Genomic DNA, 24,805 nt, shown 5'->3' on the forward strand with positions numbered 1-24,805 from the left:
ACAGGTGGACCATGCGCAATCCACCGTCGAGCCGGCGGATGGCACGGGGCGTGCAGGGAATTCCGCGTGGGAGATGCGGTGGCAGTTCCTGCGACGACCCGTCACCTGACAACCGTCCGCCGAAGCTCGACCACCGAATCGTGCGATACGAATCTCGGAGCGACCCCGGTTTCAGCTGTGAATCCCCTGTGAGAGGACCGAAGCGCGGAAGGTTTAGGGAAAGCCCCTATTTCGCCCCGGGTAGCAGGGCCCGAATGGTGTCGATGGTGTCGGCCTGGTGGGGTTCCTTGTCGGGGCGATAACGAACGACCCGGGCGAAGCGGAGGGCGACTCCACCGGAATAGCGGGGGCTGGTCTGCACTCCGTCCAACGCGATCTCGACCACCAGTTCCGGATGGAGATAGACGGTATTCGCGTCGCGATCGCGTTCGTGGCGCGGGAATTCACCGGTCTGCCAGTGCAGCAGGGCATCGGTGAGGCCCTTGAACGTCTTGCCGACCATGATCGGCGGCCCGCCCTGCGGATCCCGCGCGCCCAGATGGAGATTCGACAGATAACCGGTGCGGCGACCGTATCCCCATTCCGCGCCCAGCACGATCAGGTCGAGGGTGTGGGTGGGCTTGATCTTCTGCCAGGCCCGCCCGCGACGGCCCGCCGCATAGGGGGCGTCGAGAGATTTGATCATGATGCCTTCGTGCCCCGCGGCGAGCGCACCGTCGAAATACTCGGCGGCACGCTCGGGATCGGGGGCGATGAGCGCCGGGATGCCGAGACCCCCGGCCACCTCGGTGAGCGCCCGACGGCGATCCCGCAACGGCGCGTCGAGCAGATCCTCCCCGTTCAGATGCAGGCAGTCGAAGAAATACGGGTGCAGCAGCAGTTCCTGCGCGACGGTCGCGCCGAAGCGGCTCATGGTCTCCTGGAACGGCCGCGGCCGCCCGGAATCATTGAGCGCCAGGGTTTCTCCGTCGAGCACCACACTGGTGCAATCCAATTTCCGCACCAGTTCCACCAATTCGGGAACGCTCGCTGTGATCTCACGCAGGGTCCTGGTGAACACCCACACCCGGTCGCCGTCGCGGTGCACCTGGATGCGCGCGCCGTCCATCTTGTGCTCGACGCTGACCTGCCCGTCGAATTCGGCCACCGCCTCCTCGAGGCTGGCGCCGGGCGAGGCCAGCATGGGCTGGATGGCCCGCCCGACCCGGAGCCGGAACGCCTCCAGGGCCGCCGCGCCGCCGGTGCGGGCGGCGACCGCGGTGACCGGCAGCTGCCCGGACAGCATGTGCGCCCGCCGGACGGCGGCGATCGGCACGTCGAAGGCGACGGCCACGGCTTCGGCGACGATGGCGGTCAGCGCCCCCTGCCGCATCTCCCCGGTGAGCAGGCGGATCAGGAAGTCGTGCTCGTCGCGGGTGGCGGCCCCGAACAGGGTGGTCAGCAGCTCCTGGCGCCGGGCGGCCGACCCGGAGCCGCTCACCCCGGAAAGCTGCTCGAAGAAGTTGTCCACAGTTTCCACGGCCAGGGTGGGGACGGTCGCGGACTCCACCTCGAGCCCGGTCAGCGTCCGCCATCCGGTGCCGATCCGACCCTGGGTCAGCTCGCCGGACAGCCACGCCACGACCTGCGCCAACTCCCCCGCCTCGGCTCGTTTCAGCAGCTCGGCGAAGATATTGATCTTGTTCTTGCGGGAGGATGTCGCCCGCACGGCAGCTGATGCTTCGACCACTTCGGACAAGAGCATTTCCCGACGGTATCCCGGGCTACCGACATCGGTGTGATGCACAGCTCAGCGGGTCTGCTAATCCTGCGATTGGCAGGGATGTGAATTCGCCAATAAACTGGGCGCATGGCCAAGACTTACGTCGGAGCGCGGCTGCGGCAGCTGCGCACCGAGCGCGGTTTGAGTCAGGTCTCGCTGGCCAAGAAGCTCGAGATCTCGGCTAGCTATCTCAATCAGATCGAACACGACGTGCGCCCGCTCACCGTACCGGTATTGCTGCGCATCAGCGAAGTCTTCGGCGTCGACGCCGGCTTCTTCTCCTCCCAGGACGACACCCGGCTCATCGCCGAACTCCAGGAGGTCGTGATGGATCAGGAACTCGGGGTGGAGGCCGACGCGCAGGAGATCGCCGAAATGGTGTCCGCGCATCCGGGTCTGGCGCGCGCCATGGTGAACATGCACCGCCGCTATCGGAACACCACCGCCCAGCTGGCCGCGGCCACCGAGGACCGGTTCGCCGACGGCAGCGGTTCGGCCGCCATCTCGAAACCGCACGAGGAAGTCCGCGACTACTTCTATCAGCGCCAGAACTACATTCACGAATTGGACACCGCCGCGGAGGAACTCACGCATCGCATGCGTTTCCACGGCGGCGATCTGAAACGTGAGATCCCGCGCCGCCTCGCCGACGCCCACGGCGTCCAGATCGTCGAACGCATCGACCTCGGCGACGGCGTCCTGCACCGCTTCGATCCGATCGCCCGCCGCCTCGAAATCGCCCCCCATCTCTCCGGCGGCCAGCGCGTCTTCAAACTCGCCGCCGAACTCGGCTATCTGGAATGCGGCGACCTCATCGAAAAGCTGGTGGCCGAGGGCAATTTCTCCAGCCAGGAGTCGATCGTGCTGGCGAAATTGGGCCTGGCCAACTATTTCGCGGCCGCGACCGTCCTGCCGTACACCCATTTCCACGAGGTGGCCGAGGACTTCCGCTACGACATCGAACGCCTGTCGGCCTTCTTCACGCAGAGCTACGAGACCATCTGCCACCGCCTGTCCACCCTGCAGCGCCCCAAACTCCGCGGCGTCCCGTTCTCCTTCGTCCGCGTGGACCGCGCCGGCAACATGTCGAAACGCCAGTCCGCGACCGGCTTCCACTTCTCCTCCAGCGGCGGTACCTGCCCCCTGTGGAACGTCTACGAGACCTTCGCCTACCCCGCGAAGATCATGACCCAGATCGCCCAGATGCCCGACGGCCGCAAATACCTCTGGGTGGCCCGCACCGTGGAACGCCGCGCCACCCGCTACGGCGAACCCGGCAAAACCTTCGCTATCGGCCTCGGCTGCGAACTCCGCCACGCCGGCCGCACCGTCTACGCCGACGGCCTGGACCTCAACGAGCCCAAGGCAACTCCGATCGGCGCGGGCTGCCGAGTCTGCGAACGCTCCAACTGCCCCCAGCGCGCTTTCCCGCCCCTCGGCAAATCCCTGGACATCAGCGAGCACCGAAGCTCCATCTCGCCGTACATCATTCAGTAGAGCCGCCGCGGCGAAGCTGCCTCACCGCTCACATCGCGCCGGTGCCAGCTGTCAAAACACTCGGACAGACGCCCAAAATATGGCCTGATCTGCACCGATGCTTCACCCGCACGATCCGAATCATGCTGCGGTGAGCAGAATTTCACGCCCGGGCAACATCGGAAATCGGACATTAATCGAGAGTCATTCCGGCGCAACACTTCACGTTTACCTTTCGTTCCACGAATACAGCCGCTGTATACGCGGCGGTATTCGGAAGCGGCGCAGCCGACGTCGCCGAACACGTGAACCGAAGGATCCGCCCCATGCACGACTCTTCCCGCCGGGACAGGGCTTCCCGCCTGATGAAGGCGATCACCATTCCGACCGCGTTGGCGCTGTCCGCCGTCATGGTCGCCGGTTGTGGATCGCGCGACAGCGACACCGCGTCCGGATCCAATGCCAAGTCCTGCGTGGACACCTCGAAGGACACCATCAAGATCGGTTCGCTGCACTCGCTGACCGGCACCATGGCGATCAGTGAGGTCACCGTCGCCAATGCCACCAAGCTGGCGGTGGATCAGATCAACGCGGCGGGCGGCGTACTCGGCAAGAAGATCGAGGTGGTGCTCGAGGACGGCGCGTCGGACCCGAAGACCTTCGCCGAGAAGGCCGAGAAGCTGGTCAGCTCCGACTGTGTCGCCGCGGTGTTCGGCGGCTGGACCTCCGCGTCCCGCAAAGCCATGAAGCCCAAGTTCGAATCGCTGAACTCGCTGCTCTACTACCCGGTTCAGTACGAGGGCCTCGAGGACTCGAAGAACATCTTCTACACCGGCGCCACCACCAACCAGCAGATCATCCCCGCGCTGGACTACCTGAAGCAGAAGGGCGTCACCTCCCTCTACCTGGTGGGTTCGGACTACGTGTTCCCGCAGACCGCCAACCGCGAGATCAAGGCCTACGCCAAGGCCAACGGCATCGAGATCAAGGGCGAGGACTACGCGCCGCTGGGCTCCACCGATTTCTCCACAATCGTCAACAAGGTGCGCAGCGCCAAGGCGGGCGCGGTGTTCAACACCCTCAACGGCGACTCCAACGTGGCCTTCTTCCGCGAGTACGCGAACGCGGGCCTGAAAGCCGCCGAGATGCCGGTGGTCTCGGTGTCCATCGCCGAGGAGGAGGTCGGCGGCGTCGGCGTGCAGAACGTCGCGGGCCAGCTGACCGCCTGGAACTACTACCAGACCGTCGACACCCCGCAGAACAAGGCGTTCGTGTCGGCGTACAAGGCCGCCTACGGCGCCGCCAAGCCCACCTCCGACCCGATGGAGGCCGCCTACACCTCGGTCTTCCTGTGGAAGGCGACCGTCGAGAAGGCGAAGTCGTTCGCTGTGGCCGACATTCAGAAGGCCGCCGACGGCGTCAGCTTCGACGCCCCGGAGGGCACCGTCACCATCGACGGCTCCAACCACCACATCACCAAGACCGCCCGCATCGGCGAGATCCACCCCGACGGGCTCATCTACACCGTGTGGGACTCGGGCAAGGCCATCCAGCCGGACCCGTACCTGAAGAACTACGACTGGGCCAAGGGCCTCAAGTAACTTCCGGCGGCCGCCGATGAGGGGCGGCTGGTGCGGCGCGCCGTCCCGCGCGCCGCACCAGCCGTACGGCGTTCTCCACCAATAGAACTCACGAGGTATCTCACATGGACGTCGTTGTCGGACAGCTGTTCACGGGTCTGAGCCTGGGCTCGATCCTGCTGCTCGCCGCGCTGGGCCTGTCACTGACCTTCGGTCAGATGGGCGTCATCAATATGGCGCACGGCGAATTCATCATGGCCGGGTGTTACACCACTTACGTTGTGGAGCAACTCATCTCGGCGACCGGCGTGGCGCTGATCGTGTCACTGTTCGTCGGTTTCCTGGTCGGCGGTCTGCTGGGCGCCGCCCTGGAAATGGGGCTCATCCGCTGGATGTACGACCGCCCGCTGGACACCCTGCTGGTCACCTTCGGTGTCGGGCTGGTGTTGCAGCAGGCGGTGCGCGACATCTTCGGCGCCCCCGCCAAGAACGTGGTCGCGCCCGAATGGCTGACCGGCGGCATCGGGATCGCGGGCACCGTGGTGCCCAAGACCCGCATCTTCATCATGGTGCTGGCCGTGGTGGCGGTGATCGCGCTGGCCACCGCGCTCAAGACGACCCCGTTGGGCCGGCGCATCCGGGCGGTGGTGCAGAACCGCAGCCTGGCCGAAACCTCCGGCGTCTCTTCCCGCCTCACCGACGTCAGCACGTTCTTCATCGGGTCGGGACTGGCTGCCGTGGCCGGTGTCGCCCTGACCCTGATCGGCTCCACCAGCCCCACCATCGGGCAGTCGTATCTGGTGGACGCGTTCCTGGTGGTCGTGATCGGCGGCCTGGGACAGATCAAGGGCACCGTGATCGCGGCCTTCGGCATGGGGCTGCTGAATTCGTTCATCGAGTACTCGACCACAGCGACGGTCGCCAAGGTGATCGTCTTCATCGTGGTCGTGATCTTCCTGCAGGTCCGCCCGCAGGGTCTGTTCACCGTCCGGACGAGGAGTCTGGCATGACAACCATCCAGCGCCTGAGCGCCAACTCTTCGCTGAAAGCCCTGGGCGGCTTCGCCATCGCCGCCATCGTCCTGTTCGGACTCGCGCCCGCGCTGCTCAGCGATTTCCGGCTGAGCCTGCTCGCCAAGTTCCTGTGCTTCGCCATCGTCGCGGTCGGCATCGGCCTGGCGTGGGGCCGGGGCGGCATGCTCACCCTCGGCCAGGGCGTGTTCTTCGGGCTGGGCGCGTACATCATGGCCATGCACCTGCAGATGGCCGACGCCGCCAAGGCGCACGAGGACGTGCCGGAGTTCATGGTCATCGCCGGCGTGCCCGAACTGCCGTCGTACTGGCGGCCTTTCGAGTCCGCGCCGGTGGCGATCCTGGCCATCCTGGTGCTCCCGGCCGCCATGGCCGCGGTGCTCGGTTTCGGCGTGTTCAAGCGCCGGGTCAAGGGCGCGTACTTCGCCATCCTGAGTCAGGCGCTGGCCGCGGCGCTGGCGATCCTGCTCACCGGGCAGCAGACCATCGGCGGTTTCACCGGGCTCAGCGACTTCCGGTCGTTCTTCGGTTTCCGCCTGGACGATCCGGTGAACCGGCGCATGCTGTTCTTCATCGCGGCGGGCACCCTGCTCGTGGTGGTGGCGGTGGCGCGCCAGCTCATGCGCAGCCGGTACGGCGAACTCCTCGTCGCGGTGCGGGATCAGGAGGAGCGGGTCCGCTTCCTGGGCTACGACCCGGCCAATATCAAGATCGTCGCCTATGTGGTGGCCGCGTTCTTCGCGGGCATCGCGGGCGCGCTGTTCACCCCGATCGTCGGGATCATCTCCCCCGCCGACATCGGCGTGGTCCCGTCCATCGCGTTCCTGATCGGCGTCGCCATCGGCGGCCGCACCACCCTGCTCGGGCCGGTGCTGGGCGCGATCGGCGTGGCCTGGGCGCAGACCACGTTCTCGGAGAACTTCCCCTCGGCGTGGACCTACTTCCAGGGTGCGCTGTTCATCGTGGTGGTCGGTTTCATTCCGGCCGGGCTGGCCGGATTCGGGCCCATGGCAAAGCAATTGCTCCAGCGTGTGCGGCCCGCCGCCAAGTTGGCGGCACCGATCGAGGCGGCGGTGGAAGCCTGATGGGCGAGTATCTCGAAGTCAGCAAGCTGTCGGTCAGCTTCGACGGGTTCAAGGCCGTCTCCGAGGTCGACCTCACCGTCGTCTCGGGCGACCTGCGCTTCCTCATCGGACCCAATGGCGCGGGCAAGACCACCCTGATCGACGCCATGACCGGCCTCACCCCCGCCACCGGATCGGCCCGTAAGAGCGGCACCGAACTGATCGGCCGCAAGGTGCACCAGATCGCCCGCCTAGGCGTGGGCCGCACCTTCCAGACCGCGAGCGTGTTCGAGCAGCTCACCGTGCTGCAGAACCTCGACATCGCCGCGGGCGCGGGCCGTTCCGCGCTCACCCTGCTGCGCCGCCGCAAGGGCGTGCTGCCCGCGATCGAGGAGGCGCTCGAGACCATCGGCCTCACCGACCTGCGCGACCAACCCGCCGGGGTGCTCGCGCACGGGCAGAAGCAGTGGCTCGAGATCGGCATGCTGCTGGTGCAGAACGCGTCGGTGCTGCTGCTCGACGAACCCGTCGCGGGCATGAGCGCCGAGGAGCGCGAGGAGACCGGAAACCTGTTGCGCCGCATCGGCAAGGAGCGCGTGGTCATCGTGGTCGAACACGATATGGACTTCATGCGCGCCTTCGCCGACTCGGTGACGGTGCTGGCCGGCGGGCGCGTGCTCAGCGAGGGCAGCGTCGAAGCCGTGCAGGCCGACCCGAAGGTGCAGGAGGTCTACCTCGGCACCGCCGCGGCCGGCGAGCTACCGCCCACCGCCGACCCGGAATCCGACCCCGAACCCGCCACCGACGCGAAGGAGGCCGCCGATGCTGGAACTCGTTGACCTACACACCGGCTACGGCCGCACCGAGGTGATCCACGGTGTGTCCCTGACGGTTCCGGCGAACGGCGTCGCCGCCATCATGGGCCACAACGGCGCCGGGAAGACCTCGCTGCTGCGCGCGGCGGTCGGGCTGCTGCCCGCCAAGTCCGGGCGCATCCGCTTCGACGGCGAGGACATCACCGGCCTGTCGCCGTCGCGCCGGGTGAAACGCGGTCTCGCCTACGTCCCGCAGGGACAGCAGAGTTTTCCACAACTGTCCACAATGGAGAACCTGCAGGTGGTGGCCGACGGCCGGGCCAAGGGCAAGGAACTCATCGCCGAAGCCCTGGACCTGTTCCCGGCGTTGCGGGAACTGCTGACCCGCAAGGCCGGACTGCTCTCCGGCGGTCAGCGCCAGCAACTGGCCATCGCCCGCGCCCTCATCACCGAACCGAAGCTGCTGATCCTGGACGAGCCGACCGAGGGCATCCAGCCGTCGGTGGTCGCCGAGATCGAGCGCACCATCATCGATCTCACCGCCCGCGGCGGCCTGAGCGTGCTGCTGGTGGAACAGCACATCGGTTTCGCCCTGCAGGCCGCGCAGCAGTTCTACGTGCTGCGCTCGGGCCGCGTCACGTCCTCCGGGGAGGGCGGCGCGGGCGCGGAATCCGCGGTGCGCCTGGCCATGGCGATCTGATCGGACAGCGGCGTGAACGCGCGCAGGGGGCGCATTCCGTTGTCGGAGCGGGTCTACCGCGCGCTCCAGCAGGATCTCGCGGCCGGGGTGCTGGTGCCGACCGAGCGGCTCGGCGAGGAACGTCTCGCCGAGGCGTACGGCGTCTCCCGCACCCCGGTCCGGGAGGCGCTGGCCCGGCTGCTGTCCGACGGTCTGCTGGAACGCCACACCGACGGCCTGTACCCGTACCGGCCGCGGGTGGACGATCTGGGCGATCTGTACGAACTCCGGATCGTGCTGGAGGCCAGAGGAATCCAGCGGCTACAGACCACCGCGGCCGGACTCCCGGACTCGCTGGCCGCCGCCCCGCTCCGGACCCGGGTCCCCGACACCACCCGCACGCCCCTGGTCCTGGCCGAGGTGCGCCGCGAACTCGACTTCTGGCGCGACCTGCGCGACCACCCGCCCGCACCCGACGCGGAGCTCATCGCCGCCGACGAACGCTTCCACACCACGCTGCTGCTGGCCGCGGGCAATTCCGCGCTCGCCGACGCGCTCTCGGCCGTGCAGGCCCGCGTCCGCCCGGTCCGCGCCCTCGACATCCCGACCCCCGGCCGCATCGCCGCCATGGCCGAGGACCACATCGCCATCGCCGAACACCTGCTCGCCGATGACCTCGACGCCGCCCTGCGCGCCCTGCTGGCGCATCTGGCCAGCTCCCGCGCCCATGTGCTGACCCGCGCCCGCCGCGCCCTGGAGCTCACCCGGCTCGCCCGCGCGGTCCGCGAGTGACGCGCTCCCGCACCGGCTTCGCGGCCCGGTCGGAGCGCGGGGGCGGCCGCCGGGACGACGACTCCGGCCGCCACGGTCTGGCGAGTGGCCCAGACAGGGTGTTGACTGGACCCATGGTGTCGACGAAGCCACGCATCGCTCCCGGTCGTCTGCGGGAGCTCGGACCGGTCAACTGGGTTGTCTGGCAGGCGCTTTCCCGCGCGGCCGGGACGGACGACGCCCACCTGTTCAGCACCCTCGGCCGCACCGGCGGCCTGTTCCGCGGCTGGCTGCACTTCTCGGGGCGGCTCATGCCCGGCGGCAAACTGCGGCGCTACGAATCCGAACTGGTCATCCTCCGCGTCGCGCACCTGCGCGAATGCGAATACGAGACCGACCATCACATCCGGCTGGGACGGCGCGCGGGCGTCACCCCCGACATCCTGGACCGGCTGCGCGAGGGACCCGCCGCCGCGGGCTGGACCGACAAGGAACGCGCCCTGCTCACCGCCGTCGACCAGCTGGTCACCACCCGCGACCTCGACGACGCCACCTGGCAGGCGCTGGCCGCGCACTACGACGAGCAGCGGCTCATCGAGATCGTGCTGCTCACCAATCAGTACGAGGGCCTGGCCAGCACCATCACCGCGCTGCGCATCGAGACCGACCACTGACCGGAAGCGCTAGCGGCGCAGGCGGAAGACCGGCTGGGTGGCGGCCTCGTACGGGATGTCGCGCGGGAAGGCCGGTTCGGCGGGGCGGGCGGGCTGGACGCGGGCGTGCAGGTGCATATCGTGCCAGCCGTCGGTGTGCAGGCCCGCGCTGCGATTGATGCCCTCGAGGATGAAGCCGGATTTGCAGGCCACCCGGCAGGATTGGGCGTTGTGCACGGAATGGCGTAATTCGAGGCGGTGGAATCCGGCCACCTCGAAGGCCCAGCCGACCAGCGCCTCCACCGCCCGCGGCGCGATGCCGCGACCGCGGGCCGCCGGGATCACCCAGTACGCGACCTCCGCCTCGCCGTGCCACAGCTCCATGTGATGCAGTGAGGCGCGGCCCATCAGCCGACCGCTGCGGCTGTCCGCCACCGCCCAATTCGCCGCCGCGCCACTGCTCCACGACCGCCCCCACGAGTCCACCCAGTCCCCTGCCTCCTCCACGGTGTCGGCGGTGCGCACGTGCCAGCGGGCGATAGCTGGATCCTGGAATGCCGCGTACACCTCGGGGCCGTCGCGCCGCAACCACGGCCTCAGCACCAGTCCCTCCCCCACGGGAAGCACCGGCTGCACTGCCCTGGTGAAGGTTTCGGCGGCAACGACTGCCGGGGCCGATCGGGGCATAGCTGAAATTCTGCCGCCACCCGCCGCTCCGTGCGGCGAAATTTAGACCATCGTCCCGGTCGGTCTGTGCCAGGTTCGCGTAAGAGACAGGCGCGCCCAGGGGTTCCCGATCAGCGTTCGGGGTGCTCGATCAGGCCCGCCAGCCCGTCGAGGACCCGAGCGAGACCGAACTCGTAGGCGTGGTCCGCGCTGTAGGCGCTGTCGTGCGCTTGTCCGGCCGCCTCGCCGACCCGCGCCGCCAAGGGGTAGCGCTCGGCGTCGAACACCCGGGCCAGCAGCGGGGCCGCGCGCTCCCACCAATCATGGTCGGATTGCCCGCTTTCCGCGGCCGCCCCCGCGGTATCGATCGCGAGCTGCGCGGTGGAGGTCACGAACCCCAGCACGTACGTGAGCGCCGCGTCCATCTCGAGGTCGCCGAGGCCGAGGCCGTCGAAGGCCCGCAGTTCGTGGTCGTACTTCGCCGCCACGCCCGGCCCCAGCGGCGGGCGCGTGGTGGGCAGGTACGCCACCCACGGGTGCGCCGCGAGCATGGCGCGATTCTCGGCCGCGATCGTGGAAACCCGCTCCCGCCAGCCCATTCCGCCCAGGTCGTGGCGAACCATTCGCTGGTAGACCGTGTCGAGCATGAGATCCAGCAGTTCCGCCTTGCCGGGCACATAGGTGTAGGTCGCCATGGGCGTGATGCCGAGCGCGGCCGCGACCGAGCGCATGGTCAGCGCGGCCAGACCCTGGGTGTCGGCGATCCCGATCGCGGCCGCGACGACGGCGTCCACGGTGGTGCGCTGTTTGGGCCCGCGCGCCGACCCGCCCGAGCCGGGCTCGCGCCAGAGCAGTTCCAGGGTTCGCACCGGGTCTCCCGCGCTGCTGCGTTCCCCGCCTTTCGCGGCCATTCGCGTCACCTCCGCCGCCGATCGTATCCATGTGACGGTCGTCACTTTGCATCCCGTCGGGAATTTGCGTACAAAGTACAGCGTACTTAGTACAGAGTTGATCGGCACCACCTAGGAGGACCCTTGAACGTCACCGCATCCGCGATCTCGCTGAACGTGCCCGACGAGACCGCCTCCGCCAGGTTCCTCATCGAGCATTTCGGCTTCACCGAGAAGATGTCTGCCGACGGCTTCGTCAACCTGACCCGGCCCGACGCCGGCTTCGACGTCATCTACCTGCGCACCGGCCTGGGCAGCTTCAAGCCGGACCGCATCGCGGGCAGCGCCGGCCAGGGCCTGCTGGTGGTCTTCGTGGTGGATGACATCGATGCCGAATACGCTCGCGTGCGGGGCGAGGGCGTGCCGATCGTGACGCCCATCGAGACCGAGCCGTGGGGCGAGCGCTACTTCCAGGCGCTGGACCCCAACGGCATCGTCATCCAGTTGGTGCAGTGGGTCTGAGCCGGATGTCGATTCCGACCCGCCCCGTTCGAGGAGTAGGCGAGGGTCGAACCACGATCCCAACACGAAGGAGGATTCGACTATGCGACACCTGGTGCTGATTCGCCTGGACCCCGCCCAGGCCCCCGACGGTCCCGGCGAGGACCTGATCGCGCGGGTCAACGAGATCATCGAGGAGATGACCAAGGCGGGGGTGCTGCTCGACACCGCGGGCCTGCGCCCGCCCGAGGAGGGCGCCCGGATCCGGCAGTCCGGCGGCACGCAGACCGTCATGGACGGTCCCTTCACCGAATCCAAGGAGATCATCGGCGGCTATCTGCTGCTGCAGACCCGCTCCAACGAGGAGGCCGCCGAATGGGCCTCCCGGTTCCTGCGCGTGCACGGACCCGAATGGGAGATCGAGGTCGAGGTGCGGCAGCTGGAAGGCCAGCACTGACTCCGCCGGAGGAGCGGGCGCGCCGGGCCGTGGAAGCGGCCTGGCGCATCGAATGGCCACGGCTGGTGGCGGGATTGACCCGCCTGGTCGGGGATATCGCCACCGCCGAGGAACTCGCGCAGGACGCCCACGTGGCGGCACTGGAACAGTGGCCGTCCGCGGGCGTCCCGCCGAATCCCGGCGGCTGGCTCATGCTCACCGCCAAACACCGCGCGGTGGACCGCATCCGGCGCGACGCGAATTTCGCCCGGAAGCTGGAACTGCTGGGCCGGGAGGCGATCACCGCGGAAGCGCCGGTGGGCGAACCGGACCCGGTGATCGCCGACGACCTGCTGCGCATGATCTTCACCGCCTGCCACCCGGTGCTCACACCCCCGGCGCGGGCGGCGCTCACCCTGCGCATGGTGGGCGGCCTGACCACCACCGAGATCGCGCGCGCCTACCTGGTCCCGGAATCGACCGTGGCGCAACGGATCGTGCGCGCCAAACGCACCATCGCCTCCAAGGGGATCCCCTTCGAGGTGCCCGAGGGCGCGGAGCTGACCGCGCGGCTGGACTCGGTGCTCGAAGTGATCTACCTGATCTTCAACGAGGGCTACGCGGCCACCTCCGGCGAACGCTGGGTGCGCGCCGAACTCTGCGAGGACGCGCTGCGCCTGGCCCGCATCCTCACCGGACTGCTGCCCGAGGAGCCGGAGGTACACGGCCTGACGGCCCTGCTGGAATTGCAGGCCTCGCGTACCACGGCCCGCAGCGATTCCGGCGGCGGCCCGATCCTGCTCCCCGATCAGGACCGTTCCCGCTGGAACCGCCTGTACATCGAACGCGGACTGGCCGCCCTCGCCCGCGCCCACACCCTGAACCGGACGCGGGAGCTCCCGCCCGGCCGCTACGCCCTGCAGGCCGCCATCGCCTCGGTGCACGCGGTGACCCCGGCCGCCGCCGACACCGATTGGCGGCGTATCGCCGGACTGTATGCCGTCCTCGCGCAACGATTTCCGTCACCGGTCGTGGAGTTGAACCGCGCGGTGGCGGTGGCGATGGTGCACGGGCCCACGGCGGGCCTGGAGTTGATCGACGCGGTCGCAGCGGATCTGGACGGCTATCACCTGCTGCACGCGGTGCGCGGGGATCTGCTGGAACGGCTGGGCCGGACCGCCGAGGCGCGGGCGGCCTTCGAGCGCGCGGCCGAACTCACCGCCAATGACAGCGAGCGCGAACTGCTGCGCGAGCGGGCGCGCTGACCAGCGGGTCAGCGCTGATCAGGTAGTTCCCCGCGTGTCGCTCACCCGGACACCGAACTTCAGGGGCGTACGGTCGGTTTCTGATTGGAAGACAGATGGGGTCTGTTTTTTCGTGAACGACACGGAAGGACCAGGCGTTGCCCGCTTCCCACGAGAACACCGCCCGCCGGCGCCCGATCCGAGTCGCGGTACTCGGACTGCTGACGGCGGCCATCGCGCCCTTGACGGTCGGCGTCACACACGCCGACGCCCGCACCGAGATCGCCAACCCCGTCTCCGCCACCGGCGTCCCGGTCGCGCTTCCCATCGATCCGGCCTCGCTGCTGCAACTGGTCGGCTCGGCCCAGCGCTTTTCGAAGCCCGCCCTGCAGACCATGTCCCGCTTCATGGTCCCGTTCGACCAGTGGGATTCGTTCAACCACATCATCACCCGCGAGAGCGACTGGCAGGTGTTCGCGATCAACCCGACCTCGGGCGCGTACGGGCTGCCCCAGGCCCTCCCCGCGCACAAGATGTTCAGCGAGGGCCCGGACTGGATGTTCAACCCGCTCACCCAATTGCGCTGGGCCTACCGCTACATGGTCGAACGCTACGGCAGCCCGAACAACGCGTGGGCGTTCTGGCAGGCCCACAACTGGTACTGAGCCTGCCCCGTCCGCTCGATCAGTTCAGCGCCGCCCGGAACACCTCGGCCACCGGGGTGGTCGGGCGGCCCAGCAGCCGTTGCAGGTCGCCGGAGTCGACGGACAGGATGCCGCCCGCGATCCCGGCGTCGGCATCGGCCAGCACCGCCGCGTATCCGGCGTCCAGGCCCGCACCCTGCAGCGCGGCCGCGTAATCCTGCTGCGGCAGATCCTCGTAACGCACCGGCTTGCCGGAGACCTCCGAGATCACCTGCGCCAGTTCGGCGTACGAGAGGGTCTCGTCGCCGCCGAGCTCGTAGACCTTGCCCTCGTGCCCGTCGGTGGTGAGCACCCGGGCGGCCGCCTCGGCGTAGTCGGCCCGCGCCGCGCCGGATACCTTCCCGTCCCCGGCCGCGCCGTGCAGCACACCGCTCGCGACGGCGTGGCCCAGACCGCCCGCGTAGTTCTCCCAGTACCAGCCGTTGCGCAGCAGGGTGGTCGGGATGCTCGCCCCGGCCAGCGCCGCCTCGGTGCCGATGTGCTCCTGGGCGAGGATCAGCGGATTGCGGTCGGCCTGCGGAATGCTGGTGTAGGCCAGCAGTTTCACGCCCGCGGCCTCGGCGGCGCGCAGCACATTGGTGTGCTGGGCCACGCGCTTGCCGAACTCGTTGCCGGAGACCAGCAGTACGCGGTCGACGCCCTGGAAGGCGCGTTCCAGCGCCGCCGGATCGTCGAAGCTCGCGACCCGCACCTCGACGCCGCGCTCGGCCAGGTCGGCCACCTTGGCGGGATCGCGGACCACGGCGACGACGGGCTGCGACCCGTCCTTCAGCAACGCCTCGACGACCAGGCGACCCAGCTGACCACTGGCTCCGGTGACTGCGACGGTCATGACTACCTCCAGGTTCGATGGAATGAACTGCACGCTCGACATGTACTAACTAATAGTAAGCACATGCTATTCCTGAACCGCTACCCGAATGGCAGGTAACCTGAATCTCATGACCGCCCGGCCTTCCGACCAGTCCTTCGCGGACGACCCGACCCTGGAAGCCGACGTCTTCGCCCGCAACTGCGCCTCCCGCCCGGTCCTGCAGGACGTCGCCAGCCGCTGGGGCGTGCTGGCCCTGGCCGCCCTGCGCGAGGGCCCCTACCGCTTCTCGGCGCTGCGCCGCCGGGTCGACGGCATCTCCGAGCGAATGCTCTCCCAGACCCTGCAGACCCTGGAACGCGACGGCATGGTCCATCGCGAAGTCCAGCAGTCCATCCCGCCGGTCGTCGAATACACCCTCACCGACCTGGGCGAACGGGTCGCCGACCAGCTGGTCGGGCTGATCGACATCCTCGAATCCAATATCGCGACCATCGAAGCGGCCCAGTCCGCCTACCACCGCCCGTAAGGAGCCGCATGTCCGCCGACACCGATCTGCACTACCTCGAACGCTGCGTGGAACTGGCCGCCGAGGCCCTCGACGCCGGCGACGAGCCGTTCGGATCCCTGCTGGTCGACGCGGACGGCAAGGTCCTGGCCGAGGACCGCAACCGGGTCTCCGGCGGCGACGCCACCCGCCACCCCGAATTCGAGCTGGCCCGCTGGGCCGCCGACCACCTCACCCCCGAGCAGCGCGCCACCGCCACCGTCTACACCTCCGGCGAACACTGCGCCATGTGCTCGGCCGCCCACGCCTGGGTCGGCCTGGGCCCGATCGTCTACGCCGCCTCCACCGCCCAGCTCACCGAGTGGCTCACCGAGTTCGGCGTCCCCGCGGGCCCGATCCGCCCCCTCGCCATCCAGGAGGTGGCCCCCTCGATCCCGGTCTCGGGCCCCTTCCCGGAACTCACCGACCGCGTCTACGCCCTGCACCGCCGCCTGCACCTGGCGGACTAGCCACACCAACGAAAACGGCCTGATGCCAGCGATTTACGCCGGCATCAGGCCGTCTTGCGGGGCAGGCCCCCCCGGACCTCGGGGGTCCGGGGGCCTGCCCCCGAAAATCTCGAGGGGGTTCGGGGGCGAAGCCCCTGAGCCCCTTCGGAGTCAGAAGTTGATCATGTGGCCGGCGAGGCCGTGGATCGCTTCCTGGATCGCTTCCGACAGGGTCGGGTGGGTGTGGACGTTGCGGGCGACCTCGTTGACCGTGAGGTCCCACTTCTGGGCCAGGGTCAGTTCCGGCAGCAGCTCGGAGACGTCCGGGCCGATCAGGTGGCCGCCGAGCAGTTCCCCGTACTTGGCGTCGGAGATCAGCTTGACGAAGCCCTGCGCGTCGCCGAGGCCGTGCGCCTTGCCGTTCGCGGTGAACGGGAAGGTGGCGACCTTGACGTCGTAGCCCTCGTCCTTGGCCTGCTGCTCGGTGAGGCCGAAGGAGGCGACCTGCGGCTGGCAGAAGGTGGCGCGCGGCATCATGCGGTAGTCGCCCAGCGCCTGGGTCTCCGCGCCCGCGATGGTCTCGGCGGCGACCACGCCCTGCGCCTCGGCGACGTGCGCGAGCTGCAGCTTGGCGGTGACGTCACCGATGGCGTAGATGCCGGGGACGTTGGTGCGCATGTAGTCGTCGATGGCGATGGCGCCGCGATCGGTGAGCGCGACGCCGGTGTTCTCCAGGCCGTAGCCCTGCACGCGCGGCGCGAAGCCGACGGCCTGCAGCACCTTGTCGACGGTGACGGTCTCGATGGCGCCGGTCTTGTTGTCCTTGATGGCGACGGTGACCTTGGAGCCGTCGTCTTCCATGGACTGCACGGCCGCACCGGTGGTGATGGTGATGCCGAGCTTCTTGTACGCCTTGGTGATCTCCTTGGAGACGTCGGCGTCCTCGTTCGGCAGTGCGCGGTCCAGGAATTCGACGATGCGCACGTCCACGCCGTAGTTCTTGAGGACGTAACCGAACTCCATGCCGATGGCGCCCGCACCCACGATGAGGATGGAGCCCGGCAGGTCGCGGGTGAGGATCTGCTCCTCGTAGGTGACCACGTTGGCCGACAGCGAGGTGCCCGGCAGCAGCTTGGTCTCGGTGCCCGCGGCGATGATCACGTTGTCGAACGTGATGTCCTCGGCGCCGCCCTTGGTGAGCGCGACCGAGAGCGACTTCGGGCCGGTGAAGGTGCCCTTGCCGTCGAACTCGTCGATCTTGTTCTTCTTCATCAGGAAGTGGACGCCCTTGACCCGGCCGTCCGCGACCTTGCGGCTGCGGTCGAACGCCGCGCCGAAGTCGAAGGTCGCGTTACCCGAGATACCGAAGGTCTTCGCTTCCTTGGTGAAGATATGAGCCAGCTCCGCGTTGCGCAGCAGTGCCTTGGACGGAATGCAGCCCACGTTCAGGCACACGCCACCCCAGTATTTCTGCTCGACGATCGCTGTTCGCAGGCCGAGTTGAGCGGCACGAATCGCGGCGACGTAACCGCCGGGACCAGCGCCGAGAACGACGACATCGTAGTGGGAAGTCACGGCTTCGAGACTAGACCTGTTGCCGGGTGCTCACTCAGCCATCCCCCGCCCGGGTGAGACCGGGACCACGTGAGAGCGGTCACTCCCACACCATGGAAACGACCGATCAGTTCGCTATGCAGGCGGAATCAGCCGTGCCACACCTGCCGGGCGACGCGCGCGAAGTTGCCGCCGAAGACGGCCGCCCGGTCCGCCGCGGAGAAGCCGCGGTCGGCGAGCGCCGCGTCCAGTCCGCGCACCCCCGACGTGCCGAGCAGATCCTCCGGTGGCGTCCACTGCAATTGGCCGTAGCGGAGGTACTCCTCGGAATAGCTCTCCGGATTCTCGATCAGCTCCCGATTGAAATCGTCGGCGTCGAAGGAGTAGTCCGAGCCCACCCCGACGTGCTCGATACCGACCAGTTCCGCCCCGTAGGCGATGTGGTCGGCCATGGCTTCCACCCGCCCGGCCCGGTCGGCGGGCTCGTTGCGGCCCAGGAAGATGCCGACCCCGTTGACGCCGATCACCCCGCCGGTGGCCGCGCACGCCTTGGCCTGCTCGTCGGCGATATTGCGCGGATGCTCCCACAGCGCCGCGAAATTCGAGTGGCTGTAGATCATCGGGACGCTGGTGATCTCCGCGATGTCGAGGCCGGTGCGGCGCGAGCAGTGCGACCCGTCGGCGAACACGCCCACCTCGTTGAGGGTGCGGATCAGGTTACGTCCGTAGGCGGTGAGCCCGGTGTCCTCGGTGTCGAGGCAGCCGCAGCCGGCGGCATTGGCGTGGTTGTAGGTGGGCAGCAGCGAGCGCAGACCCAGTTCGTGGAACAGCTCGACATTGTCGAGATCGCCGTCCAGCGGCCCGGCGTCCTCAAGATCGAAGGCCAGCGCGATGGTGGACTCGGTCTCCGCGGTCGGCGTGCTGGGCCAGGCGTCCTCGATGTCGTGCACCAGCCGGAAACGGCCGTCCGTCAAGGCATCCCGCCGCAGCTGGGTGACCAGTTCCAGCGAATCACGGGTGGTCTGCGGCGAATATCCGATGTTCACCGAGAGATACGAGCCCAGCGGGTACCGAATCAGCTCGGTGACGTCCGCGGTCGGCAGTAATGGCAGGCAGCAGTGCTGTTCCCACAGCCGGGGCTCATGCGACACCCGGCAATCCTACTGACCGGACAGTGCGGTCGGCCTCACCCGCGCCCGAGGGTCCTCGCCACAGTGGTCGGCAACACGTTCGCGACCGGCGAACGCGCCCCTGGGCAACAATGTGGGCATGACCGGTGTTGGAGAGGGTGTGACGGACCCCTACCTGTGGCTCGAAGAAGTCGAGAGCGACCGCGCGCTGGCGTGGGCCGAAGAACGGAACGCGGTGTCGAAGGAGCGTTTCGCCTCGACCGAGCGTTTCGGCGAACTCGAGGCGCGTGTGCTCGCCATGCTCGACACCGACACTCGCATCGCCTATCCGAGCCGGCGCGGCCCGTGGCTCTACAACTACTGGCGCGACCGCGAGCACCCCAAGGGCCTGTGGCGGCGCACCACCTTCGCCGAATACGCCAAGGCCGAGCCGGACTGGGAGATCCTCATCGACCTGGACGCGCTGGCCGCGGCCGAGGGCGAGAACTGGGTGTGGGGCGGCGCGGCGGTGAAGCGCCCGGAGCAGCGGCGCGCGCTGATCAGCCTGTCGCGCGGCGGCGCGGACGCCAAGGTGATCCGCGAATTCGACATCGAGGCAAAGACTTTCATCGACCCGGCGGACGGCGGCTTCCACCTACCCGAGGCCAAGTCCGACTACGCCTGGATCGACCACGACACCATCTACGTGGGCACGGACTTCGGCCCCGGTTCCCTCACCGACTCCGGCTACCCCCGGGTGGTGAAGCGCTGGCGGCGCGGAACCCCCTTGGCCGAGGCCGAATTCGTGTACGAGGGCCGGTCCACCGACGTGGCCGTCTCGGCGGGCTACGACCGGACGCCCGGCTACGAACGGCACTACCTGAGCCGCGCCACCGACTTCTTCAACGAAGAGGTCTACCTGCTCGAGTCCGACGACTCCCTGCGGCTGATCGAAGCCCCCACCGACGCCGACGTCTCCTGGAACAAGGAGTGGCTGCTGGTGCGGCCGAAGACCCTGTGGGAGGTGAACGGCTCGACCTATCCGGCGGGCGCGCTGCTGGCCGCGAACTTCGAGGAATTCCTGTCCGGCGCACGCGATTTCGAGGTGCTCTTCACCCCCGATCCGCACACCGCCCTGCACGGCTACAGCTGGACCGAGAACCACCTGCTGCTGGCCACCCTGCACGACGTGCAGACCGAACTGCACGTGCTCACCCCCGGCCCGGACGGCTGGACCCGCGCGCCGCTGGCCGACGCCCCGGCCATGTCCACCACCAGCGTGATGAACCTCGACCGGCTCGAGGGCGGCGACGAATTCATGCTCTCCACCAGCAGTTTCACCAGCCCGGCCACGCTCATGTCGAGTTCGGTGGGCGGTTCGGTGGAGGTGCTGAAGCAGGAGCCCGCGTTCTTCGACGCCGACGGCATGGAGACCGAGCAGTTCTTCGCCCGTTCCGACGACGGCACCGAGATCCCGTATTTCGTGATCCGCCACCGTGATCTGCGGGGCACCCCCGGACCGACCGTCATGTCCGGCTACGGCGGCTTCGAGGTCTCGCGCCGCCCGGCCTACAGCGGCGCGGTCGGTATGGGCTGGCTGGAACGCGGCGGCACCTACGTCATGACCAATATCCGCGGCGGCGGCGAATACGGCCCCGAATGGCACACCTCGGTGCTGAAGGCCAACCGGCACAAGGCCTACGAGGATTTCGCGGCCATCGCGCGCGACCTGGTGGCGCGCGGCATCACCACCCACGACCAGCTGGGCGCGGTCGGCGGCAGCAACGGCGGCCTGCTCATGGGCGTCATGCTGACCCGCTACCCGGAGCTGTTCGGCGCCATCGTGTGCCAGGTGCCGCTGCTGGACATGCGGCGCTATCACCTGCTGCTGGCGGGCGCGTCCTGGATGGCCGAGTACGGCGACCCGGACAAGCCCGAGGAGTGGGAGTACATCTCCAAGTACTCCCCGTACCAGAACACCAGCGCCGAGCGGGCCTATCCGCCGATCCTGCTCGCCACCTCCACCCGCGACGACCGGGTGCACCCCGGTCACGCCCGGAAGATGGCCGCGCGCTTGGCATCCGAGGGCCACGAGGTCTGGTACTACGAGAACATCGAGGGCGGCCACGGCGGGGCCGCGGACAACAAGCAGTCCGCGTTCCAGGCCGCGCTGGTCTACGAGTTCTTCCTGCAGCAACTGATGGACGGTGAACGGCCGCGTCGCGCTTGAAAGATCCGCCCGTTTCGGAAAGATCGGACTCGGTTGCCGATGTGGGGCGTCCCCACCGAGCGAGGAGTCGACGTGGCCGAACTGGACGAGCTGATCAGTAGCACCGCCGCAGCCACCGGACTCGATCCGGAGGACGTCCGCGCCTTCGCCGCCACCGCCGAGCGGCGCGAATACCCGGCCGGGGCGGTGCTGTTCCACGAATCCACGCCGCGCGAGTGGGCGGGCATCGTGGTGGCGGGCGAGATCCGGATCACCTCCGGCCTCACGGGCCACGTGATCGAGCTCGCCCGGCTCGGCCCCGGCAGCCTGATCTCGGAGATCGCGCTGGTCGACGACACGCCCCACACCGCCACCGGGCGCAGCGTCACCGGCGCGGTCGTGCTCACCGTGCCCCGGGCGACCCTGCGGGAACTGGCGGTCCTGCACCCGGATCGCTACTACCGCATGGTCTCCCGGGTCGCCCAGCTGGTCGCGCACCGCATGCGCGCGGTCTCCGCCCAGCTGTCGGCCGCCATCGCGGCCCAGCAGCCGCTGGGCGGCATTCGCATCGAACACGATTCGCTCGGCACCCGGGAACTGCCCGCCGAGGCGTACTACGGGGTGCAGACCCTGCGCGCGGTGGAGAACTTCCAGATCTCGGGCATCAAACTGCGCAAGTTCGGGCACCTGGTCAATGCCCTGGCCCACGTGAAAAAGGCTGCGGCCCTGGCCAACGCGGAACTCGGTTCGCTCGCCCAGCCCAAGGCCGACGCCATCGTCGCGGCCTGCGACGAACTGCTCACCGGCCGGCTGCGCGAGAACTTCATCGTCGACATGGTGCAGGGCGGCGCGGGCACCTCCACCAACATGAACGCCAACGAGGTGATCGCCAACCGCGGCCTGGAGCTCATGGGCCACCACAAGGGCGAATACCAGTACCTGCACCCCAACGACGACGTGAACCGCTCGCAGTCCACCAATGACGTCTACCCCACCTCGGTGAAGCTGGGCGTCTACCTGTCCCTGCAGGACGCCTCCGCGGCGCTGGGCGAACTGCAGAACGCACTGCGCGCCAAGGCCGTCGAATTCGCCGACGTGATCAAGATGGGCCGCACCCAGTTGCAGGACGCGGTCCCGATGACCCTGGGCCAGGAATTCGGCGCGTACGCGGTCATGATCGGCGAGGCCATCAACCATCTGCAGCGCATCGGCGGGGACCTGCTCGCGGTGAACATGGGCGCGACCGCCATCGGCACCGGCATCACCAGCCCGCCCGGCTACGCGGACCTGGTCACCGTCAAGCTCGCGGAGATAACCGGATTGCCCATCGTGCAGGCCGAGAACCTGGTCGAGGCCACCCAGGACTCCGGCGATTTCGTGGCGGTGTCGGCCACCCTCAAACGCGCCGCGGTGCAGCTGTCCAAGATCTGCAACGATCTGCGGCTGCTGTCCAGCGGTCCGCGCGCGGGCCTGGGCGAGATCAATCTGCCCGCCATGCAACCGGGTTCGTCGATCATGCCGGGCAAGGTCAACCCGGTCATCCCGGAGGTGGTCAGCCAGGTCTGTTTCCAGCTCATCGGCTACGACATGACGGTCACCATGGCCGCCGAGGCCAGCCAGCTGGAACTCAATATGGCCGAGCCGATCATGGCCCACGACCTGATGATGGGCACCATGATGCTGCGCAATGCCGCGGTCACCCTGACCAGCCGCTGCATCACCGGTATCACCGCCAACCGGGAGCACTGCCGGGATCTGGTGGCGCACAGCATCGGACTGGTGACCGCGCTGGTGCCGACACTGGGCTACGAGCAGTCGGCGGCCATCGCCAAGGAGGCGCTCGAGTCCGGCGGCAGTGTCTACGACCTGGTGCTCGAGCGCGGAGCCATGACCAAGGCCGAGCTCGACGACCTGCTCAGCCCCGAGAAGATGACCGCGCCGCGCTCACGGCGGCTCTAGCGCCCCGATCCGCTGTCGAATCAGCGGTCGCGCAGCCACTTTTCGACGTAGTCGATGGTGGAGCCCGGATCGTTGATCCAGCCGTTGTGCCCGAGCGGGGCCGGGTTGTGCCAAGTGGTGATGTCGGCCTGCGGCATTTTCGCGAGCAGTTGCCGGGCCGATCCGCGCGGGGTCAGCTCGTCGCCGGTCATGGTGATCGACAGGACCGGCAGTTTCAGCCGCCCGATCCGCTCCTCGTAGTCGATATCGGCTCCGGCGGGTTCGAACCTGCCGGTGCGGGCCAGCCGCGCCCAATCGGCGATGAGCGCCTTGGACTGCCGCCCGAAGCCACCCGCCGTGACCGTGTCGCCCGGCCAGAACCCGGCCAGATTGGCGGTCAGCGACAGCGCCGCGCTGCCGACCGCGGCCAGCCCGGAGTACCCGCGGAAATGCGGTGTGCCGGACGCGATGAGGATGAGCCCGCCCAGCCGCCCCCGGATCCGGGACGCGTACATGGCGCCCAGCTGGCCGCCCATGCTGTGGCCGAGCAGGTACGGGGTGCTGTCGGGGAAGCGCAGCCGCACGGCCTCGAACATGGCCGGGAAGTCCACCGCCACCAGGTCCTGATAGCCGTAGCGGGACGGTCCGGTCGCGGGTTCGCCGCCGTTGCCGCGGATCTCCAGCAGCGCCACATCGAAACCCCGGGCCGCCAACGGTATTCCGAACAGCGAGTAGTACTCCCCCGGCACACCGAGGCCGGGGGCGATCACCACCACCGGCCGCGGCGTGTCGGCGGTGATCGGATGCCGGTGCGAGCCTTTCGCCGGAATCAGCCGCACTGGGATCGTGGTCCCGTCGGGCAGCTGGATCGGCACCGTCTCCATGTTCGGCGCAGCCTCCATGATCGGCACGCTACCCGTAAAGTTCGCGCCCGTCCGCGAGGCGGACGGGCGCGAAAGAGCGTCGGAAGGTGGGTTTTCGGGTCAGGCGCTGACCGCGCCCATGATGATGCGGCGCAGCACCTGGATGACGTCGTCGAGCGGCTGGCGCGGATCCGAGCCGCTCCAGGCGTCGACCACGTAGTTCACCGCGCCGATGATGGCGAGCACGCGCATTTCGTAGTCACCGGGCGGGATCTCGCCGTGCAGGGCCGCGTCCTCGGCGGCGCTGGCCAGCAGGGCGCCCCAGGCGCGGCGCAGCTCCAGGCGGAACTTCTCCACCTTGGGGCCGGCGCCGACGACCTCGACGAGCGCGACTCTGGCCTTGCGCGGATCTCGTCCGATGGACTCGATGTAGGCGCGGACCGCCGCGTCGATGATGTCGATGGCGCTGGCGTCGGAGTGCTCGGCGATGGTGGCCGCCACGGCTTCCCGCGACTCGCGATCGATGTGCTCGTAGAGCTCGAGCAACAGCGATTCGCGACCGGTGAACTCCTCGTAGAACTGTCTGGAGGAGAGTCCGGCGTCCTTGCAGATGGCTCCGACGGAACTATTGGCGTATCCATCGCGCGCGAACACCGTGAGCCCGGACTCCAGAAAACGCGCACGACGCTGCCGCTGCCGGTCTTCTACGGGCTGCCCGGCGTACATTCTTCCCGCGTTCGTTTCCTGTGACATTGCGCCAGACAATACCGAAGGGCCCGATCCCCTCGTCATGGATCGGGCCCTTCGTTTGAACCTTCGACTTACCGCGCGTTAGCCGAAAGTTGGCTCAGCAACGCCAGGTCACCCGACGCACCCGGGACGGTGGGTATAGGCAGGGGAACCGTCCCGAGTTCGGTACGCGGGTCCGGGGGGAGAGACTCGCGGGCCGATGTCGCATTGACCCGAAAGTCACTGATCGTTTGCCGTTCATCACGATACAGAGCGGGCGAACTGGACGGAATACTTTTCGAGGAACTTTTTAGGTTTTATTTG

General features: G+C 68.4%; 24 protein-coding genes. 16 read left to right on the forward strand and 8 right to left on the reverse strand.

Features of this window, described 5'->3' with window-relative positions; all coding sequences use genetic code 11:
• Nucleotides 1-226: 226 nt before the first annotated feature.
• On the reverse strand, nt 227-1,744 hold the full coding sequence (locus ACQP06_RS33215) for an ATP-dependent DNA ligase (RefSeq protein ID WP_433668900.1): 1,518 nt from the start codon (nt 1,742-1,744) through the stop codon (nt 227-229).
• Between the two features lie 105 nt (nt 1,745-1,849).
• Between ACQP06_RS33215 and ramB the strand changes: the two genes are divergently transcribed.
• The 8 genes from ramB (at nt 1,850) to ACQP06_RS33255 (ending at nt 9,852) form a co-directional block, all read left to right on the forward strand.
• Nucleotides 1,850-3,259: an acetate metabolism transcriptional regulator RamB gene (gene ramB / locus ACQP06_RS33220; protein ID WP_433668901.1), complete on the forward strand. Its 1,410-nt coding sequence runs from the start codon at nt 1,850-1,852 to the stop codon at nt 3,257-3,259.
• 344 nt (nt 3,260-3,603) lie between these two features.
• On the forward strand, nt 3,604-4,839 hold the full coding sequence (urtA, locus tag ACQP06_RS33225) for an urea ABC transporter substrate-binding protein (protein ID WP_433673503.1): 1,236 nt from the start codon (nt 3,604-3,606) through the stop codon (nt 4,837-4,839).
• A 104-nt stretch (nt 4,840-4,943) separates the two neighbouring features.
• Nucleotides 4,944-5,828, forward strand: a complete 885-nt coding sequence (urtB, locus tag ACQP06_RS33230; protein WP_433668903.1) for an urea ABC transporter permease subunit UrtB — start codon at nt 4,944-4,946, stop codon at nt 5,826-5,828.
• Nucleotides 5,825-6,934 carry an urea ABC transporter permease subunit UrtC gene (urtC, locus tag ACQP06_RS33235; RefSeq protein WP_433668905.1) on the forward strand — a complete coding sequence of 370 codons (1,110 nt, stop codon included), beginning with the start codon at nt 5,825-5,827 and terminating at the stop codon, nt 6,932-6,934. The genes urtB and urtC overlap by 4 nt, the downstream gene beginning before the upstream one ends.
• Nucleotides 6,934-7,752: an urea ABC transporter ATP-binding protein UrtD gene (gene urtD, locus ACQP06_RS33240; protein WP_433668907.1), complete on the forward strand. Its 819-nt coding sequence runs from the start codon at nt 6,934-6,936 to the stop codon at nt 7,750-7,752. Before urtC ends, urtD begins: the two co-directional genes overlap by 1 nt.
• The gene (gene urtE / locus ACQP06_RS33245) at nt 7,736-8,428 is read left to right on the forward strand and encodes an urea ABC transporter ATP-binding subunit UrtE (protein WP_357090809.1); all 693 of its coding nucleotides are present in this window, start codon (nt 7,736-7,738) and stop codon (nt 8,426-8,428) included. Before urtD ends, urtE begins: the two co-directional genes overlap by 17 nt.
• 12 nt (nt 8,429-8,440) lie before the next feature.
• On the forward strand, nt 8,441-9,199 hold the full coding sequence (locus ACQP06_RS33250; protein WP_433668910.1) for a GntR family transcriptional regulator: 759 nt from the start codon (nt 8,441-8,443) through the stop codon (nt 9,197-9,199).
• A 113-nt stretch (nt 9,200-9,312) separates the two neighbouring features.
• Nucleotides 9,313-9,852 (forward strand): carboxymuconolactone decarboxylase family protein, encoded by a 540-nt coding sequence (locus ACQP06_RS33255; RefSeq protein WP_433668912.1) that lies wholly within the window; start codon nt 9,313-9,315, stop codon nt 9,850-9,852.
• Between the two features lie 9 nt (nt 9,853-9,861).
• Here ACQP06_RS33255 and ACQP06_RS33260 read toward each other — a convergent pair whose 3' ends face one another.
• Both ACQP06_RS33260 and ACQP06_RS33265 read right to left on the reverse strand, forming a co-directional pair.
• A complete protein-coding gene (locus ACQP06_RS33260) occupies nt 9,862-10,518 on the reverse strand; it encodes a GNAT family N-acetyltransferase (RefSeq protein ID WP_433668914.1) in 657 nt (218 codons plus the stop codon).
• Nucleotides 10,519-10,628: 110 nt separating this feature from the next.
• Nucleotides 10,629-11,408: a TetR/AcrR family transcriptional regulator gene (locus ACQP06_RS33265; protein ID WP_433668916.1), complete on the reverse strand. Its 780-nt coding sequence runs from the start codon at nt 11,406-11,408 to the stop codon at nt 10,629-10,631.
• 123 nt (nt 11,409-11,531) lie between these two features.
• Here ACQP06_RS33265 and ACQP06_RS33270 point away from each other — a divergent pair, with 123 nt between their 5' ends.
• The 4 genes from ACQP06_RS33270 to ACQP06_RS33285 all read left to right on the forward strand — a co-directional run bounded on the left by ACQP06_RS33270 (nt 11,532) and on the right by ACQP06_RS33285 (nt 14,233).
• The gene (locus ACQP06_RS33270; RefSeq protein WP_433668918.1) at nt 11,532-11,909 is read left to right on the forward strand and encodes a VOC family protein; all 378 of its coding nucleotides are present in this window, start codon (nt 11,532-11,534) and stop codon (nt 11,907-11,909) included.
• Between the two features lie 82 nt (nt 11,910-11,991).
• A complete protein-coding gene (locus tag ACQP06_RS33275) occupies nt 11,992-12,345 on the forward strand; it encodes a YciI family protein (RefSeq protein WP_379274101.1) in 354 nt (117 codons plus the stop codon).
• Nucleotides 12,346-12,374: 29 nt separating this feature from the next.
• Entirely contained in the window at nt 12,375-13,589 is a 1,215-nt protein-coding gene (locus tag ACQP06_RS33280) for an RNA polymerase sigma factor (protein WP_433668921.1), read from the forward strand.
• 137 nt (nt 13,590-13,726) lie between these two features.
• A complete protein-coding gene (locus ACQP06_RS33285) occupies nt 13,727-14,233 on the forward strand; it encodes a transglycosylase SLT domain-containing protein (protein ID WP_387302133.1) in 507 nt (168 codons plus the stop codon).
• Between the two features lie 19 nt (nt 14,234-14,252).
• Here ACQP06_RS33285 and ACQP06_RS33290 read toward each other — a convergent pair whose 3' ends face one another.
• Complete coding sequence (locus ACQP06_RS33290) at nt 14,253-15,104, reverse strand: SDR family oxidoreductase (RefSeq protein WP_433668923.1); 852 nt, start codon at nt 15,102-15,104, stop codon at nt 14,253-14,255.
• 109 nt (nt 15,105-15,213) lie between these two features.
• Here ACQP06_RS33290 and ACQP06_RS33295 point away from each other — a divergent pair, with 109 nt between their 5' ends.
• Both ACQP06_RS33295 and ACQP06_RS33300 read left to right on the forward strand, forming a co-directional pair.
• Complete coding sequence (locus tag ACQP06_RS33295) at nt 15,214-15,612, forward strand: winged helix-turn-helix transcriptional regulator (protein WP_433668925.1); 399 nt, start codon at nt 15,214-15,216, stop codon at nt 15,610-15,612.
• 8 nt (nt 15,613-15,620) lie between these two features.
• Nucleotides 15,621-16,100, forward strand: coding sequence for a nucleoside deaminase (locus ACQP06_RS33300; RefSeq protein ID WP_404204272.1), 480 nt, complete (start codon nt 15,621-15,623; stop codon nt 16,098-16,100).
• A gap of 150 nt (nt 16,101-16,250) precedes the next feature.
• Here the strand turns inward: ACQP06_RS33300 and lpdA are convergent, their stop codons facing one another.
• Entirely contained in the window at nt 16,251-17,654 is a 1,404-nt protein-coding gene (gene lpdA / locus ACQP06_RS33305) for a dihydrolipoyl dehydrogenase (RefSeq protein ID WP_379274114.1), read from the reverse strand.
• A 128-nt stretch (nt 17,655-17,782) separates the two neighbouring features.
• Nucleotides 17,783-18,784: a dipeptidase gene (locus tag ACQP06_RS33310; protein ID WP_433668928.1), complete on the reverse strand. Its 1,002-nt coding sequence runs from the start codon at nt 18,782-18,784 to the stop codon at nt 17,783-17,785.
• Nucleotides 18,785-18,902: 118 nt separating this feature from the next.
• Here ACQP06_RS33310 and ACQP06_RS33315 point away from each other — a divergent pair, with 118 nt between their 5' ends.
• The gene (locus tag ACQP06_RS33315; protein WP_433668930.1) at nt 18,903-20,972 is read left to right on the forward strand and encodes a prolyl oligopeptidase family serine peptidase; all 2,070 of its coding nucleotides are present in this window, start codon (nt 18,903-18,905) and stop codon (nt 20,970-20,972) included.
• A gap of 72 nt (nt 20,973-21,044) precedes the next feature.
• The gene (gene aspA, locus ACQP06_RS33320; protein ID WP_433668932.1) at nt 21,045-22,910 is read left to right on the forward strand and encodes an aspartate ammonia-lyase; all 1,866 of its coding nucleotides are present in this window, start codon (nt 21,045-21,047) and stop codon (nt 22,908-22,910) included.
• Nucleotides 22,911-22,930: 20 nt separating this feature from the next.
• Here the strand turns inward: aspA and ACQP06_RS33325 are convergent, their stop codons facing one another.
• Nucleotides 22,931-23,773, reverse strand: coding sequence for an alpha/beta fold hydrolase (locus tag ACQP06_RS33325; protein ID WP_433673504.1), 843 nt, complete (start codon nt 23,771-23,773; stop codon nt 22,931-22,933).
• Between the two features lie 99 nt (nt 23,774-23,872).
• The gene (locus ACQP06_RS33330; RefSeq protein WP_357090781.1) at nt 23,873-24,505 is read right to left on the reverse strand and encodes a TetR/AcrR family transcriptional regulator; all 633 of its coding nucleotides are present in this window, start codon (nt 24,503-24,505) and stop codon (nt 23,873-23,875) included.
• Nucleotides 24,506-24,805 lie beyond the last annotated feature (300 nt).

This window comes from Nocardia sp. CA-136227, from assembly GCF_050955695.1.
GTDB lineage: Bacteria > Actinomycetota > Actinomycetes > Mycobacteriales > Mycobacteriaceae > Nocardia.